The sequence below is a fragment of the Desulfobacterium sp. N47 genome (genome assembly GCF_051233685.1).
Lineage (GTDB): Bacteria > Desulfobacterota > Desulfobacteria > Desulfobacterales > RPRI01 > RPRI01.
The window spans coordinates 1-13,426 of record NZ_JBAMMY010000226.1; the positions used below are offsets into that span (position 1 = coordinate 1).

At 37.6% G+C, this 13,426-nt stretch carries 18 protein-coding genes; 3 read left to right on the forward strand and 15 right to left on the reverse strand.

Features of this window, described 5'->3' with window-relative positions:
- Positions 1–401: 401 nt before the first annotated feature.
- The 4 genes from VXK47_RS14745 to csx20 form a co-directional block, all read right to left on the reverse strand.
- On the reverse strand, positions 402–851 hold the full coding sequence (locus tag VXK47_RS14745) for a type II toxin-antitoxin system VapC family toxin (RefSeq protein ID WP_435549549.1): 450 nt from the start codon (positions 849–851) through the stop codon (positions 402–404).
- Positions 848–1,054 carry a hypothetical protein gene (locus VXK47_RS14750; RefSeq protein WP_435549550.1) on the reverse strand — a complete coding sequence of 69 codons (207 nt, stop codon included), beginning with the start codon at positions 1,052–1,054 and terminating at the stop codon, positions 848–850. The genes VXK47_RS14745 and VXK47_RS14750 overlap by 4 nt, the downstream gene beginning before the upstream one ends.
- Positions 1,055–1,162: 108 nt before the next feature.
- Positions 1,163–2,368, reverse strand: coding sequence for a Card1-like endonuclease domain-containing protein (locus tag VXK47_RS14755; RefSeq protein ID WP_435549551.1), 1,206 nt, complete (start codon positions 2,366–2,368; stop codon positions 1,163–1,165).
- A gap of 3 nt (positions 2,369–2,371) precedes the next feature.
- A complete protein-coding gene (gene csx20, locus VXK47_RS14760; protein WP_435549552.1) occupies positions 2,372–2,761 on the reverse strand; it encodes a CRISPR-associated protein Csx20 in 390 nt (129 codons plus the stop codon).
- A gap of 64 nt (positions 2,762–2,825) precedes the next feature.
- On the opposite strand from csx20, the gene VXK47_RS14765 reads away from it, so the two are divergent.
- Complete coding sequence (locus tag VXK47_RS14765) at positions 2,826–3,050, forward strand: hypothetical protein (RefSeq protein ID WP_435549553.1); 225 nt, start codon at positions 2,826–2,828, stop codon at positions 3,048–3,050.
- Positions 3,037–3,381, forward strand: coding sequence for a type II toxin-antitoxin system PemK/MazF family toxin (locus VXK47_RS14770; RefSeq protein ID WP_435549554.1), 345 nt, complete (start codon positions 3,037–3,039; stop codon positions 3,379–3,381). Before VXK47_RS14765 ends, VXK47_RS14770 begins: the two co-directional genes overlap by 14 nt.
- A gap of 41 nt (positions 3,382–3,422) precedes the next feature.
- On the opposite strand, the gene VXK47_RS14775 is transcribed toward VXK47_RS14770, so the two are convergent.
- The 11 genes from VXK47_RS14775 to VXK47_RS14825 all read right to left on the reverse strand — a co-directional run bounded on the left by VXK47_RS14775 (position 3,423) and on the right by VXK47_RS14825 (position 13,120).
- On the reverse strand, positions 3,423–3,644 hold the full coding sequence (locus VXK47_RS14775; RefSeq protein WP_435549555.1) for a hypothetical protein: 222 nt from the start codon (positions 3,642–3,644) through the stop codon (positions 3,423–3,425).
- Positions 3,645–3,733: 89 nt separating this feature from the next.
- The gene (locus VXK47_RS14780) at positions 3,734–4,030 is read right to left on the reverse strand and encodes a DUF4143 domain-containing protein (protein WP_435549566.1); all 297 of its coding nucleotides are present in this window, start codon (positions 4,028–4,030) and stop codon (positions 3,734–3,736) included.
- A gap of 22 nt (positions 4,031–4,052) precedes the next feature.
- Positions 4,053–4,304, reverse strand: a complete 252-nt coding sequence (locus VXK47_RS14785) for a CopG family ribbon-helix-helix protein (protein ID WP_435549556.1) — start codon at positions 4,302–4,304, stop codon at positions 4,053–4,055.
- A gap of 322 nt (positions 4,305–4,626) precedes the next feature.
- Complete coding sequence (locus VXK47_RS14790; RefSeq protein ID WP_435549557.1) at positions 4,627–5,763, reverse strand: putative CRISPR-associated protein; 1,137 nt, start codon at positions 5,761–5,763, stop codon at positions 4,627–4,629.
- Complete coding sequence (gene csm5, locus VXK47_RS14795; protein ID WP_435549558.1) at positions 5,760–7,124, reverse strand: type III-A CRISPR-associated RAMP protein Csm5; 1,365 nt, start codon at positions 7,122–7,124, stop codon at positions 5,760–5,762. The genes VXK47_RS14790 and csm5 overlap by 4 nt, the downstream gene beginning before the upstream one ends.
- On the reverse strand, positions 7,114–8,148 hold the full coding sequence (gene csm4, locus VXK47_RS14800; RefSeq protein WP_435549559.1) for a type III-A CRISPR-associated RAMP protein Csm4: 1,035 nt from the start codon (positions 8,146–8,148) through the stop codon (positions 7,114–7,116). The genes csm5 and csm4 overlap by 11 nt, the downstream gene beginning before the upstream one ends.
- Before the next feature lie 10 nt (positions 8,149–8,158).
- Positions 8,159–8,968: a type III-A CRISPR-associated RAMP protein Csm3 gene (csm3, locus tag VXK47_RS14805; RefSeq protein WP_435549560.1), complete on the reverse strand. Its 810-nt coding sequence runs from the start codon at positions 8,966–8,968 to the stop codon at positions 8,159–8,161.
- Positions 8,969–8,985: 17 nt separating this feature from the next.
- Positions 8,986–9,390, reverse strand: coding sequence for a type III-A CRISPR-associated protein Csm2 (gene csm2 / locus VXK47_RS14810; RefSeq protein WP_435549561.1), 405 nt, complete (start codon positions 9,388–9,390; stop codon positions 8,986–8,988).
- 16 nt (positions 9,391–9,406) lie between these two features.
- Complete coding sequence (gene cas10, locus VXK47_RS14815; RefSeq protein ID WP_435549562.1) at positions 9,407–12,040, reverse strand: type III-A CRISPR-associated protein Cas10/Csm1; 2,634 nt, start codon at positions 12,038–12,040, stop codon at positions 9,407–9,409.
- 202 nt (positions 12,041–12,242) lie between these two features.
- Positions 12,243–12,788 carry an ORF6N domain-containing protein gene (locus tag VXK47_RS14820; RefSeq protein ID WP_435549563.1) on the reverse strand — a complete coding sequence of 182 codons (546 nt, stop codon included), beginning with the start codon at positions 12,786–12,788 and terminating at the stop codon, positions 12,243–12,245.
- Between the two features lie 32 nt (positions 12,789–12,820).
- On the reverse strand, positions 12,821–13,120 hold the full coding sequence (locus tag VXK47_RS14825) for a hypothetical protein (RefSeq protein ID WP_435549564.1): 300 nt from the start codon (positions 13,118–13,120) through the stop codon (positions 12,821–12,823).
- A gap of 99 nt (positions 13,121–13,219) precedes the next feature.
- On the opposite strand from VXK47_RS14825, the gene VXK47_RS14830 reads away from it, so the two are divergent.
- The coding region (locus VXK47_RS14830) for a hypothetical protein (RefSeq protein ID WP_435549565.1) at positions 13,220–13,426 on the forward strand (207 nt) is incomplete at its 3' end.

Consider the following 13,426-nt stretch of genomic DNA (forward strand, 5'->3'; position numbering starts at 1 on the left):
GTAGCGACAAAAAGTCTGAGTGTTTTCTCGTCAAGTATTGGCGCAAGCATTTCGAAGCGTTTTTTTATCAACCTTATTTCCATGCATGCAGTATAGCATGTACGTTTTAAATGTAAAGGTTATTTTGTGACAACTCCTTAAGTTTTTAATTTCAAAAATAGGAGGCAATCTATGAATATACAAACACTGCAACATTGCCGGCTTCGTAAAAAGTTTCTGCTGTGTTGCGCTTCATCCTTCGTCATTGCAGCGTACGAAAAGTACGCTTCATTCCTCATGATTTGCGCGCCTTGCATATAAAGCTTTTTACTTTGCCGGTCAAATCCTGGCTTATTAAGGTTTAATCGACATTGCCGTTTTCAGTTATGACCTATTTAAATTGTCAAAGAACAACAGTAAATTTATAACTCGGGATTAAATATCCGGAAATATTTTTTTGCAATATTCAGCAATATGCGGTCGGAAGTCACAAAGCTATCTATCGGAAAAATTTGATTTGCGTTTATAGCTGCTGCCAGTTGAATAGAATCAAGAGTTGTCAGACCCTGTTTGTTCGCTATGGTCTTAAGCAAATCAACTGCTATTGCTTTAACGATATTATCAACTTCGATAAAATTGAACATATAGAGATCATTTTCAAAAGCTGAAAGAACCTTCTTTACTGTTTCATACTTTATTTCCTTTTTGCGGACCCTTTTGAGAAAAGCTGAGTAAAATTCAATTTTTGTAATATCAGCAATTGTTAAAATGAGATTATCTTCGTTTTCATCAAGCAGCTTTACAAGCTCGTTCGTGCCTGCTTCTTCATGGTAAAGTTTGATCAGCGCATTTGAATCAAGGTAGAGATTCATCTCTGATCTCTTTCCGCAATAGTATCTTCGGACAGATTTCCTTTTATTATTTTTGTTAATTTGCGAGCCGCTACAAAAGACATGCTTTTTAAGTCGGCTTTGGGTATTAAAACAACTTTGACTTTTGTATTTTCCTTTAAAGGAATTTTACTCAGTGTAATGCCGCCATTTTTAATCGAGGTTTCTGCTATAAACTGAGTCATGTTATTCTCCTTTCAACGGTCATTATGCAGGCCAAATTTTTGGTTCAATCTTTTAATACTATGTAATATTTCTGGATACAAAGCAAGCTTGTTCGGCTTATTTCGGGGTTAATCGATATTGCCGTTTTGTGATGACCTTTTTAAATTGTCAAAGAGCAATTTTTCAAAATAATCTTCTAAATCTTTAATTATCAAGAGCGGTGCAATTGTGGTGTTAAATTGATTCCCACGTTTTATAATGTGTGGTTTTAGTTCTTTTTTTTGGGTTAGTATATCACTTGATGTAGTCGCCAATATGCCTTTTGGCGTAATGCCAAAATCTTGCCTAAGCGCGCCGAGTCTATAAAGAAACTCATTTATATTACCTTTTATTTCAGGATTACGTCCCTCTGGTGCATCCAATGATTTGCATTCGACAACATAAAGAACATTATCTAAGGTAAAAAGCACATCATACTCATTTTCAGTGCCGCGTGCTTTGCAGCACACATTCATTAAAATATCAGAGTTGAGAGGCAGTACCGATTCAATAGCTTTAAATACACGTTCTTCAAGCCAGCCGCCTCTAAGGTAATTCCAGTCTGTTTTATATATTTTTTTTGAGATAACGCTGTTTTGATATGAATAACCAAGATCTGTCATTAATTTTTCTTCACTCTGATTTCTGAAGGAATAGTTGAGCGAAAATTCATATCCGTTTTTAAAATCCTTTTCTTTAAGTTGGCGTAACTTTTTCCCTATTGTCTGTAACAGCGGAAACAATTCTTTATATTGATCATATAAAAACATAGTTGTTTGATATCGTTGAGTTGCATCGTTTTTTATCTTGGCAAGTTTATCTTGATTTGAGACAGCCACACCGTAGGAGGAAAGATAAGCTTCAACGGACAAGCGATGTTTTATCGGAACCTTACTATTTGGATGATGGATTGGGAAATAAAAATTTCGGGGTATGGGCATATAAACTATTTTTGCATCATAAGCCTTGAAGAACTCATATGCAGATAACGCCATTATCTTGGTGCCACATGTTAAATTTACTGTGAAATCATAAGATTGTTTGTTTGTTGTATGCCAGCCAACTACTTTTTCATAAAAATCAGATATTGAATCTTCAACAATATTAAGTATCTTACTATTTTTATTATAATCCATGCCAAGAGATAATAGCGTATCCAGAATCGCCCGGGATTTTTGTTTTTTTTCCATAGACGCAGTGCTTATCAGCAACAAGTAATCAGGCTTCAGTTCGGTTGCCACCAAAATGTTCGGAATTGTCTGATCGCTTACCAAAGAAACAAGGCATGTCTTCATCACTTACCTCCCGTATTTTCTGAATATCTCGTGTTGGAAATGATGTATCACCCTGACCGTACCATTTGCTTGTTTTTCCTCAACAGCAAAGCGCTCAGTTGTAGAATAAACCGGGATCAGATTATGCTTGAAAGCAAAGTTTACCATAAGGTAACACGCCCCGAAATCCCCCTGGATAAGCACGTAATCGCCTGTCTTTGACTGTGACGATAACCACGTTTCAATTGGTTTAAGACAAGGCTTAATTTCCGGCTCATTCGAAGGAATACTGCTCCAAAGCACTTGAAGCTCTTCCGGAAGGTTCTGGATAGTATCTGCTCCAAGTGAGATCAGTGCGTCTTTCTCCTGGAGAGCAGTGAGCTGATGATTAAAGATGAGAAAAAGTTTTGACAATTTTTATACCCTTAATTATCATACAATAAAAAGACATAATAAAAATACACAATAAGGAGACATAATGGGTTCTGTTCGTATCAACATCAGCCTCCCTCAGGAAGTAATGAGGGAAATCAACCAAAAGATTGAGCCGAGAAAAAGAAGCCGGTTTATTACAGAGGCTATCGTTCGTTCCCTGAAAGAACATCGTAACCTCAGGCTGGCGGCTGAGTATGAAGAAGCGGCTACGGAGATCAAAAGACTCCATCAGGAAATGGAAGGAACCCTTTCCGATGGCCTCGATTGAACGCGGGGATGTGTTTCTGGTTAACTTTGATCCCACGGTAGGAGCGGAAGTCAAAAAGACGCGGCCTGCTGTAATTGTTTCCAATAACGTCAACAATGCTCATTCTCCTCTTGTTTCTATTTCTCCAATCACTTCCAATGTCAGCAAGGTTTATTCCTTTGAAGTGGAAATTCCCGCCAGGATCGGTGGATTACTTACCCGCTCAAAGATAATGCCCAATCAAACCCGTGCGGTTGACAAAATACGCCTTCTCAAAAAGATGGGACACCTTCCGCAAGAAGTTATGGACGAAATCGACCAGGCTCTGAAACTTCATTACGATCTTTACTAATCACGATGAACCAGTTAAATAAAAAAGCCATAGTTATGTCCTTACAATTTCATTATGTTATCAATCATAGGTTTAAAAGGTTTCGGCCTGTGATTGATAAATTCATTAAAGCCGTTTAAGAATTCAATATATGCGTCGATATCCGGTTTGCCGTTGCGAATAAACACATTTTGTGATGCGGCCTTTAAACGGCGCATATCTTCTTTCAAAGATTTAGATTTTGCCGCCTCAAGCATTTCCGATGTTTCTTCTTCATTGGGCATGTAAATATCTCTCTTTTAATTTACTGAACATCTCATGGAATCCAAACATGGAAAAGTACTTTTCCACAAGTTCCCAGTTGAGCAGTTTACTATTTTTTGAAATCATAACTTATCAGTTCATAAAACGGCACAAAACACACTTTCGTTTTGCCTGTCCGAATTTCGTCTTTATAATTTAAATTAACCACAAGTGCCGTGTCCGGCTGATAAGCCGAAATAAAACTTTGAAGCGACCGGGTTGTTTCGGGCTTTTTGATTTGCCCGTATTTTACCTCAACAGGCATTATTTTACTTCCGCCTTTTATGATAAAGTCCACTTCAGCGCCGTCTTTGGTGCGCCAGAAGTTTATAAGCGATGAAGAATCATGCAGTTTTTCCTGTAAGATTTTGAGTCAAGCACAACTTTAATCAAGTTTTATTCCTTTTTGCTTTTCTGAATTCATGAATTTCATTTTCAAGATCAGCTTCAGATAAACGGAGTTTGTTTTTCTGATAATCACCAAAAGCAAATATTTGCTCCCACCTTTTTTTCCTTTCGATATACATCCTAGCCGCTTCCCGAATCAGTTCCGATCTTGAGCGGGCTTCTTCCTTTGCTATTTGATCAATCATTTGAAGCAGATCTTTTTTAAAAGAAATATTAACCGTACTCGCATCCATAGGACACCTCCTTTTTATAATTTTATAAAATTATATATACAATCTTTGTATGTGTCAACGGCCGTATATCTCATCGATTTGTATTAACTGTTTATTTGCTTTCATATATATACTTCAACTATACGATATTCCTTCCCGCCAATCAGTTCAGCTTTAACCTTTGCAGCATTGGCCTTTTTCTTTTTCTTCAATTGTTCCATCATTGACACGGAAATGATTAATCCGATCAGCTTTTAGCCGAGAAATTGTGCAAGTTTTGCTTCAGCCTTGTCCCTGAATTTTTTGCCCATGTGGGTTTTGACCGCCTGAGCAAAACACATAATTATAACTTAAAATATTTCCTGTTTAAAATTTCAGCAATTTGTTTGTTTTCATCATCATTGCAAGCAGTTGTTTTAATCAGAAAAGAATACCCGGCATCGGAGCGGATATCAGTTACCATACATATACTACTACTTTCTCTTTGCAGATGTTCTTTTGCTTGCACAGGAGTTAAAGCCCTTATAAAAGCTTTGCTTTTAGGATAGTTATTACAACTATTCGGAACACCACAGACAAAAGGTGATTGTAACAGCTCTCTTGCGATAGGTTTAATTCTTTCAAGCCCATGATGATCTATGCCCTGAGCCAAGAGCTTATTTTCTTTTTCAGATACCGGCCGTAAGTCACGTTCAAGTTCTTTTGGGTAGTCCTTTTTGAATCTTTCCCAGAATAACAAACCAATGCCGCTCATTGTTATCTGTCCGTTATCTACTTCAACAAAACAGTCAAACCGTCGGTCATTATAATCAATACCTTCCTGCCATTCTTTCATAGGGATACTTGTTTCATCTTCTATCCTTTGCAGCTTGTTTTCTATGCGCAAAATCAAGTCGTCATCAAGGATAATTGGAACACCAGTGAGTGTCAGGATATCTTCAGAATTTTCATGGATATATTTGACAGGTTTATTAAAAAGCATGCCCATAAGCGCAAGGTAAGGCACTATGCTTTTGTAGCCTCCGGTGGGGTTGAAAATAATGTCTTGATGTTCGAGGGATACCAAATAATTTAGAAGATTTTTTAAACCTTCTTTTTGAAATCTTGAACCATCTGTTGCTTGTAGTCCGACAATTTCCTTTATTTTTATAGAAGGTTCAGAAATCAGTTTATTCTCAACAAGAAAATCACGAACTGATTCTGCACACAATTTTCCATCAATAGTATCCGAACTTATTAATATAACGGCATCATTTTTATCAAGCCCCATTTTAACCAGACTTTTTATTTCTGCTGATGTATCATCAAGTTCATCAGGCAATTTAATGCCACTCAATTCTTCCGCTATTCGGTCTTTAGTTGCCTCGATTTCATCTTTAAATTCATTACATTTTAATATAGGGATATCAACAAAACATTCAAGTTTGATTCCCCTTTTTGTAGCAATGGACGTGCCACAAGTGCAAATATAAGTTTTCATTTGCGTTTCACCTTAACATTAAACATTCCTTGAAGTTTTGAAAGATCTGCAGACGTAGCAGGTTTCTGTCTTTGTCCTGCTTGATTGTCGGAATTGTTTTTAAAATTCGTTTGAGATTCTGAAATATTTTCCGGGATAAGTTGCACCCACCCAGCCGTCGTTTCTTCTCCGTTCCAGTAAACAATTTTCCGGGATTTCGGCATGGGGCCACCATTTTTGGAATCGTAGCTTTTATTTTTCGTGGCATGGATGAGAACGTTTTCGTATAGGGAGCTATCCAGTTTTTTGACAGCAAGCCCGACCGTCAAACTGTTATATCCTTCATCCTTGCCGATTCTCAGAACAGGAGATTCTGGTTTATTAATGGCTTTAATTTTTATTAATTGTTCAACAATCTGCTGTTTTCCATGTACCGAAAAAAATGAAACCTCCTCATCAAGTAAGTCGTTTGAAAAACGGAAACAATAGCTGAGAATTTTATCAATATTGGAAACAATATCCTTTTGATTATTGTCAAATCCCATTTGTTCAATTTTTAAGGACTTTGAGTTTTCCAATGAAAGCATGGATAAACTTATTTCTTTATCTGGTTTTATATATTCATAAAAAACAGAAGGATCCCTTGAAATATTAAAAGGTTTTACATAACTGACCGACAGATATTCCCTTGCATCCAACAGCTCGCTATCGCCAGCCTGTAAATATTTCATAACATCGTATTTAGCGTCTTCTTTTGCATTTGCATTTAAAGCACTTTTTTGAAGCTCTTTTGTAATATCGCCCATTTTATCTTCAAGTTTCTTTTTAATATCTCTGAGTGACTCTCTGCTGTTTTTTGGGTTTTTCTTGTTAAGCTCTCTTTCGTTTTTTACAAGATCAATCTCAACCTTATATTTAATACCAAAGCCTTTAAGAGATTTTAAAAGCCTCTCGTTCAATTTTTTTTGGTCAAGTAGGGCACAATAAAGCACAGCCGTTCGTATTACTCCCTTGATTTCAGTGCCGGGAATATACGGATGATTCATTTGCTTCATAAAGGAATTGATTTCTCTTAATTTCTCTTGCCCGGCATAATTCGGAATTGTGTATATTGCCTTTTGTCGCAAATGATTCTGTAAGGAAAAATTGTTGTCTTTAAGGACATTTTTAAAAAAATAAAACAGATTGGGGAATCTTTCATTTTCAAGCCATGTGACAAAACTTTTAATCTGCCCATCTTTAAGCATTTCAAAAATCAACTCTTCATTTAATATACTTAGCTGAGGTGGTTTTTTTCTGGGATCTATCAGATAGTTCAATCCATTGTATGCTTCACCACACCCGATATGTAATGGCGATAGCACTTTCAATTTATAGTTCATTTTTCCCTCCATGGTTTATCCAAACAGGGTAGGCATAGCCATATTGATAAATGGTTTTTCCACCAATGGATTTGACAGGGACAAGGCTGCCATAATGATCCGCTTTATTTTCAGGGTTAATCACTGAACCTGCGGTAAAATATGATACCCTGTGTTTCCAGACATCTTCGCCAGCGAATTCAAGCCGTGATTCAACCTTCGACCTGACAGAGGCAATCTGATAAAACGAAGCTTCTTTATTGATGGGTTCATTCTTGATATAGCGGGACAGGGTTATAAAAGAATCACCTGCCTGACTATTCTTCCCATCAAACAGCGTTTTTTCAGAGATTTCAGCCTTGAACCAGTTTTTACCTGTCCGGGCGTTAGGGCCTATGCCGGAATCTTCCAGAAAAAGCAAAACAGGTTTGATGTATTCATCGATGTTTTTGGTTTTCAGGAGAAAATATAGCCCATATTTTTCCCTGTAAGCGATTTCCGGCACATAAAATGTATTGCCCGCACCTGTTGTTGAATGGAACAGCCTGTCCAAACTGTTTTTTTGAGTTGTTTCAGTTTTGCAGTAGCGGCTGGGTTCTGAAAGATGCCTTTCAAGGTAATCTCTAAACAGAACGGCTTCATCAGGCTGTTTCAAACAGGTCTTGAAATTTACAATCCCAACGAATTTGATTTTTTTAAATTTTTTATGTTCATTGGCAGCCCAAATCGTATTAATTTTATTTGAATGGTAGGTTTCTTTTTTTACGTCCGCCTCTATAGTGAAGATATCCAGGTCATTGATGGCAAGAGGCTTCAAAACAGGTTTGGGCAAAAAATATTGGTATTCTTTACCATCAAATTTGCAGGGGAAAGCAGAAGACAGCAAAAAAGGCGGGCTTTTTTTGTACTCTTCCAGAATTTCAACGAGCCTTTTTTCACCAAAAAGCATTCGTATTCCCCAGCAGATAGCGCCAAACAGCGTATCCGAGTGCATCGCAATCTCGTAGCTTGAGCGAGGAGCAAGATGTATGATGTAGTCTTTCATGGTTTATCCTCTATTTGAGCTCTGGAAAGACGCTGCCAAAATTGTCAAAAATATCCTTTGGCTTATTTTTTCCATTTTGATTTTGATTGACAGTTAAAGCCACTTGCCCACTGCCAAGATAATAGCTTTTGTCTCTGGCGGTTATCTGAATATTTGCGAATTCAATCTTTCCAGAGCCACGGGTACCGCCGCCACCCAAATAGGAATCTTCAAGAAGCATCATGCCTTCAAATAGAAGTTTCAGGTTTGTTACATCTTCCTTTTTATATACATCATAGACAAACTCCGCCTTGAAAACAGACTCCGCCGGAACACGCTCCATGCTTCTTGGATTAGCAGCAGACGTCAGCCTGTCAATTGCGTTTTCGGTCTTCGCCTCAGTGTAAATTTTTTCTCCCATGGCGTCTTGCCATTTTTTAATTTGAATCTCATCAGGATACGCATCTCTCACGGCAAGTCGTGTGGGGCCGGGAAGGTCATCTTTATGATTTTCTGCCGGCACGCCAAAAACAACGCCAATAGGTTCATTTGGTTTGGTGCAGAGATTCCCTTCCCATTCTTGTGTTTTATTATTTTTTTTAATATCAACTTTATCATGCGCCCATTCTATAAGACTTCTGAGCTTTCCTTTTAAAGATGATCCAGGAATATATGGCAAACCAGTCACCTTATCCTTAATAACCGGATTATCAATCCCGCCGATATCAAAACCTTCTTCAGTGCCTCCAATGTGAAGGCCGGTTTTTAACTTTATGTCTGCTGTAATAATATATTTGCCGATAAATTCGAATTCCGGTTTGGTTTCTTTTTCATCTGACATTGCATTGTCCCCTATTGTTATTTGCTATATTGTTTATGATATGCAACAATCGCGGTCATAAATTCGACAAACCGTTGAAAGTCTTCTACGGTCTTAATTTTTCCATTTGTCCCATCGCCAATAATTACTTTCACCAGCTTATAGAATTCTAGAGTTACCAGCTTTCTTGCTTGTGCATAGGCAAGATAAGGCAAGAGCATATACAGGGAAGTATCATTAAAAATTTCAGTCTTATCTTTTCCCTTTGTCTTTTGTTCCATTAACTTTATGGAAGTAAAAAATTTCCTGAGCTGGGTTGTTTTCATTTTGTCACCAAGCTTTTTGGCTATCTGGTCTGACCACTGATCTGACGGTGCAAAAGCAGTAATCGATACTTCCTTAAAACTGGTTTTTGCTTTAATCGCTTGAATTATTTCATCCATAGTTATTGCCTTTCGCTTACTTTTTAGTTTTCATCAAAACAGATTTACAAGGATAATAAGCCTGTCTTATATATGTTTGGGCTTCAGCCGTTGTTACAAGCCTTTCTTTCAATTCTCTTTTCGCATCGCCTGAGGTATTTCTTTCGATGTTATACAATAGATGCGGCAAGAACATGTGATTATGATTTTCCACAAAAGCATGTTTGACATCATTATATTCCATCGTAAAAAACTCATTCCTTGCTTTCAAAAGCTTGAAAATAAAATGTCTGGATATACTATCGTCTTCATAAAATGCCTGAAGCTGCTCGGCAAATGCTGACAACTCTTCAAAGGTTAATGTTTTTATATTTAGTTTTTTTGATTTTCCGGTTAGATAAATGTTTTCGCTATGAATTTCAGCCTCATCAAATAGGATCCCCGGATAGATTTTGTCCTTGATCAGCTCTTTCTGATAGATTCTGCTTCTTTCGTCTTCTTTGTCCCAGACAAAGGTTTCCTTCATAATAGTTATCCGATTTCTCCCCTTATCCTTTGATTGTTTAAGAGCTTCTTCCGCTTTTTCCGCTGCAATGCTGATTGGGAATTTGGGTTTGCAGATATAAATTCCTGCTGACAGAGTTATATTGGGATTATGACAGGTAAAATCTTTGAACACTTTTCGTACTTTTCGGGCAAGTTCAATGATCCTGTCCCAAGGGCCTACAATAACAAGGTCATCACCACCTGCAAAAATTAGGTAAAAAATACTAGAAATACTCTTCTTATATGGCCATTTGTTCTTTTCGTCATTTTGCCATTTTTCAAAAATCTGGCAGCAAAGCTCATCAATATGGGTGGTGAAGAAGAATGACAACTGGCGGCTAAGGCTTGACAAGCGGGAAATGGATCGAAGGTTTTGGCCTTTTTCTTTTTTTGTTGGGGGCATATCCAGACCCAGGGAGAAGATCAGGCCGAGATTGTCCACGTCCATTTTGAGTATTCCAATGCGTTTGTCACCTTCCGCCAAATCCGCTAGTGTTGAAAATGAAAGGGTCCGGCCGCGAAATACTATTCCTTCGTTGCTTTCGTCTTTTTCTGTTTCAAGTGGCCCGATCTGATCTTTTGCAGTAGGAAGTGTTTGAGCAATAAAATAACGGCCAATAACCCCGGTTTCATGTTCTGAAAGCGCATACATGGCCTGCGAGGTTTCAGGCAACACCAACGGATCTGAATTTTCACCCAGCAAAATTACAGTGCCAAATTTGCCGAAGGTTATGGTTTTGCAACTCTCTTGTTTGCGTATTTCTGATTGCGAAAATGCAAGATATTCAGTTTTTGGTAAACATGATCCAACATCCTTGTCCTGCTGGCATAGTCCACAAATTGTTTCATTGTCCTTAATTAATTTAAGATTACAGGATGGGCATACAGATATTTTTTCCGCAAACTTCATTCTATCAACCCAAAATGAATCCTCATCAAGGTGTGTGTGGCTTTTTTTTAGTTTTGCCCCTTGTAATTTGTCTGAAAGAGTATCTTTTTTTTCACCATACTTGTCCCGCAATTCTTCCATGGTCATTTCCACGCTTGCATCCACATATCCAAGCGAGCCATGAAATTCTTTAACAAGCCATTCATTTATTTCCTTTGTCAATTGGCAGAGAAAGTCGACTACAGTCTGGGTATTCGGCAAAAGAATCTCAAAATTGCCGCCGCCACAAAAGTTTACATTTGCTACCGTCAAGTTTAGGGTATTAATGGCATAACGTGAGAATATCTCAGTCAGCATGGCAATATAAAATGACCTGCCTCTTAATCGTTTTGAAATGCCGCCTATTCCCTGGGAGCTACTGATTCTGAAAATATACTCCTGGATGCCTGAAAGATCACCTACATAAAGAATGAAATCGGGCTTTTCTTTGATATTTTCCTGGTTTGTAAAATAAAAGCATGAAGCTATGGCAGAAGTCGTTTTGAGGTGATCAAAAAGCGGAATATCAGGAAACGCATTGGTAGCGCTTGGAATGCACCAGGTATATTTTTCAAGAAGCCAATAAAGATCATTAAAATAGGATGTCTTATCGGTATGACGATTTATTATCGATAGTTCTTTATTAAAATTATTCCATAGATTTTTATATGAAAAACCGTCATCAACCACTTTGCCTTTATCGTCAATCATGACAGGGTACAACTCTTTAGTATTATTTGAGGAAAGTTCTGTCAGACTATATCGCCATCTGCTGTTTAATCGGTTTTCTTTGTCATGGAGAGCATATTGGAGTTCAACCGCATCGAAAATTGAATGGAGACGAACCTTCTTGTAGTTATCTGAGTCCTTTTCGTCTTCATATCTCTCCATACCTGCTGAAAGATGGTCTGCCTCGCGATAAATATCACCGGAAGGATTTTTATGATGGCGGGCAGCGTTATATAATTCTGCTTTGTTGGTTTTATCAATGATATTTTCGGGTATTAATTCTTCAATAAAATAAGCGGTATGAGCAGCATGCAGGTAGCCATGTCGTCCCCCATCTAAAATGGGACAAAAACCGTCATAATTGTTTTTGATTTCGACAAATTCTTTTTCAAGTTCTGCCCGTTGCATGAACTTTCCTATATCATGAAGCAGACCTCCCATAGCTATTTTTAAAACGGTTTCATCCATAATCTTCCTCCGATAAAATTTTATCCGCAAACATACTTTTCCCGGTTTTCCGTTTAATACCGAACTTACGGAACTTATGTTAAATTACAAAAAGCTTATTTTCTTTTCAACTACCGCAACATTGCCGTTTCTTGCCATATTCACTAATCTTTTCTTTTACGGTAATTTCTGAATCTCTCACAGAGTCCGCAGAGGGCTTAAGTCATTGATTGCCCTTACTATAAGCCCGTTGTTTCTCTTTTATGGTAAAACCAATTTTACGCTTAGGTTTTTCCGTAGTAGTCATCAGTTCTTTAATTGCCTGAAAAATAATTTGAATCTGCTCGTCATGTCCTTCTAATTTCTGTTCCAGCTCGGACAATTTTCCCGCAAGCTGTTTATGCGATGACACCAAGTTCCGCAATTGAACAAACGCCCGCATGATCTCTATATTTACCACCACAGCTCTCTTACTTTTTAGAACACCCGACAACATTGCAACGCCCTGTTCAGTGAATGCTCTCGGAAGTTTGCGCGTACCACCCCAGCTTGATATTCCAAAATGGAACTTCAAGTTCGAAAATTCGTCTTTTGTAAGTGCAAACATAAAATCCGAAGGGAACCGATCTATATTGCGGCTGACAGCTTTGTTCAGTATGCTCGTCGATACGCCATATAGTTCAGCTAAGTCTTTATCTAAAATCACCTTTTCTCCGCGGATTAAATGTATTTTGGTTGCAATAATCTCAGCAGATAATTGTTCAGCCATAACAGCCTCCTTCTTCTAAACACATGTTCATTTCAATACACAATCTCCATCTTACCCTTATCCATCAAAATCCCGTATTTTACCCCCGGTCTTTGTCCGATCGGTGCAATTTCGATATCTTTTAAGGCATATGGTCCGAATTTATTCAGCAGATTAGTTCTGATTTTTGATTTGAAGGAATTAAAGTTCTTGTCGTCCAAACCGATAATTCCCTTATCGCTCATTTCCTCAAGATTCGCGTGCCTTGCATATGAAGCTTTTACTGAGTCGTCCCAATTATATTCTATTTTTGATTCACTCGCATCCCCAACAAAAAAAGCCCCATACTTCAATTACCTGAAGAGCGGGGCTTTATTATATCCGGTCATGTTAAATCCTTTTTACCAGGTCGCATTCAAATTCTGGCTGTGTTGGCTTCGTCGGTTCTGTTTATGGATTACTTATTCCAGAAAAATATTAAATTTCAAACAACTTGTGAAATGAACATAAATCTTAATATTTTGCTATCATTTTATATAAATCGAATCAATAAGATTTTTAAAGAACAGATCGGGGATTTGGTTGATGCAGTAATTATATTAGACAATCCTCTCGCCTGTTTCAACAGAAACAATTTGAAAATGTATCATAAAGTATTA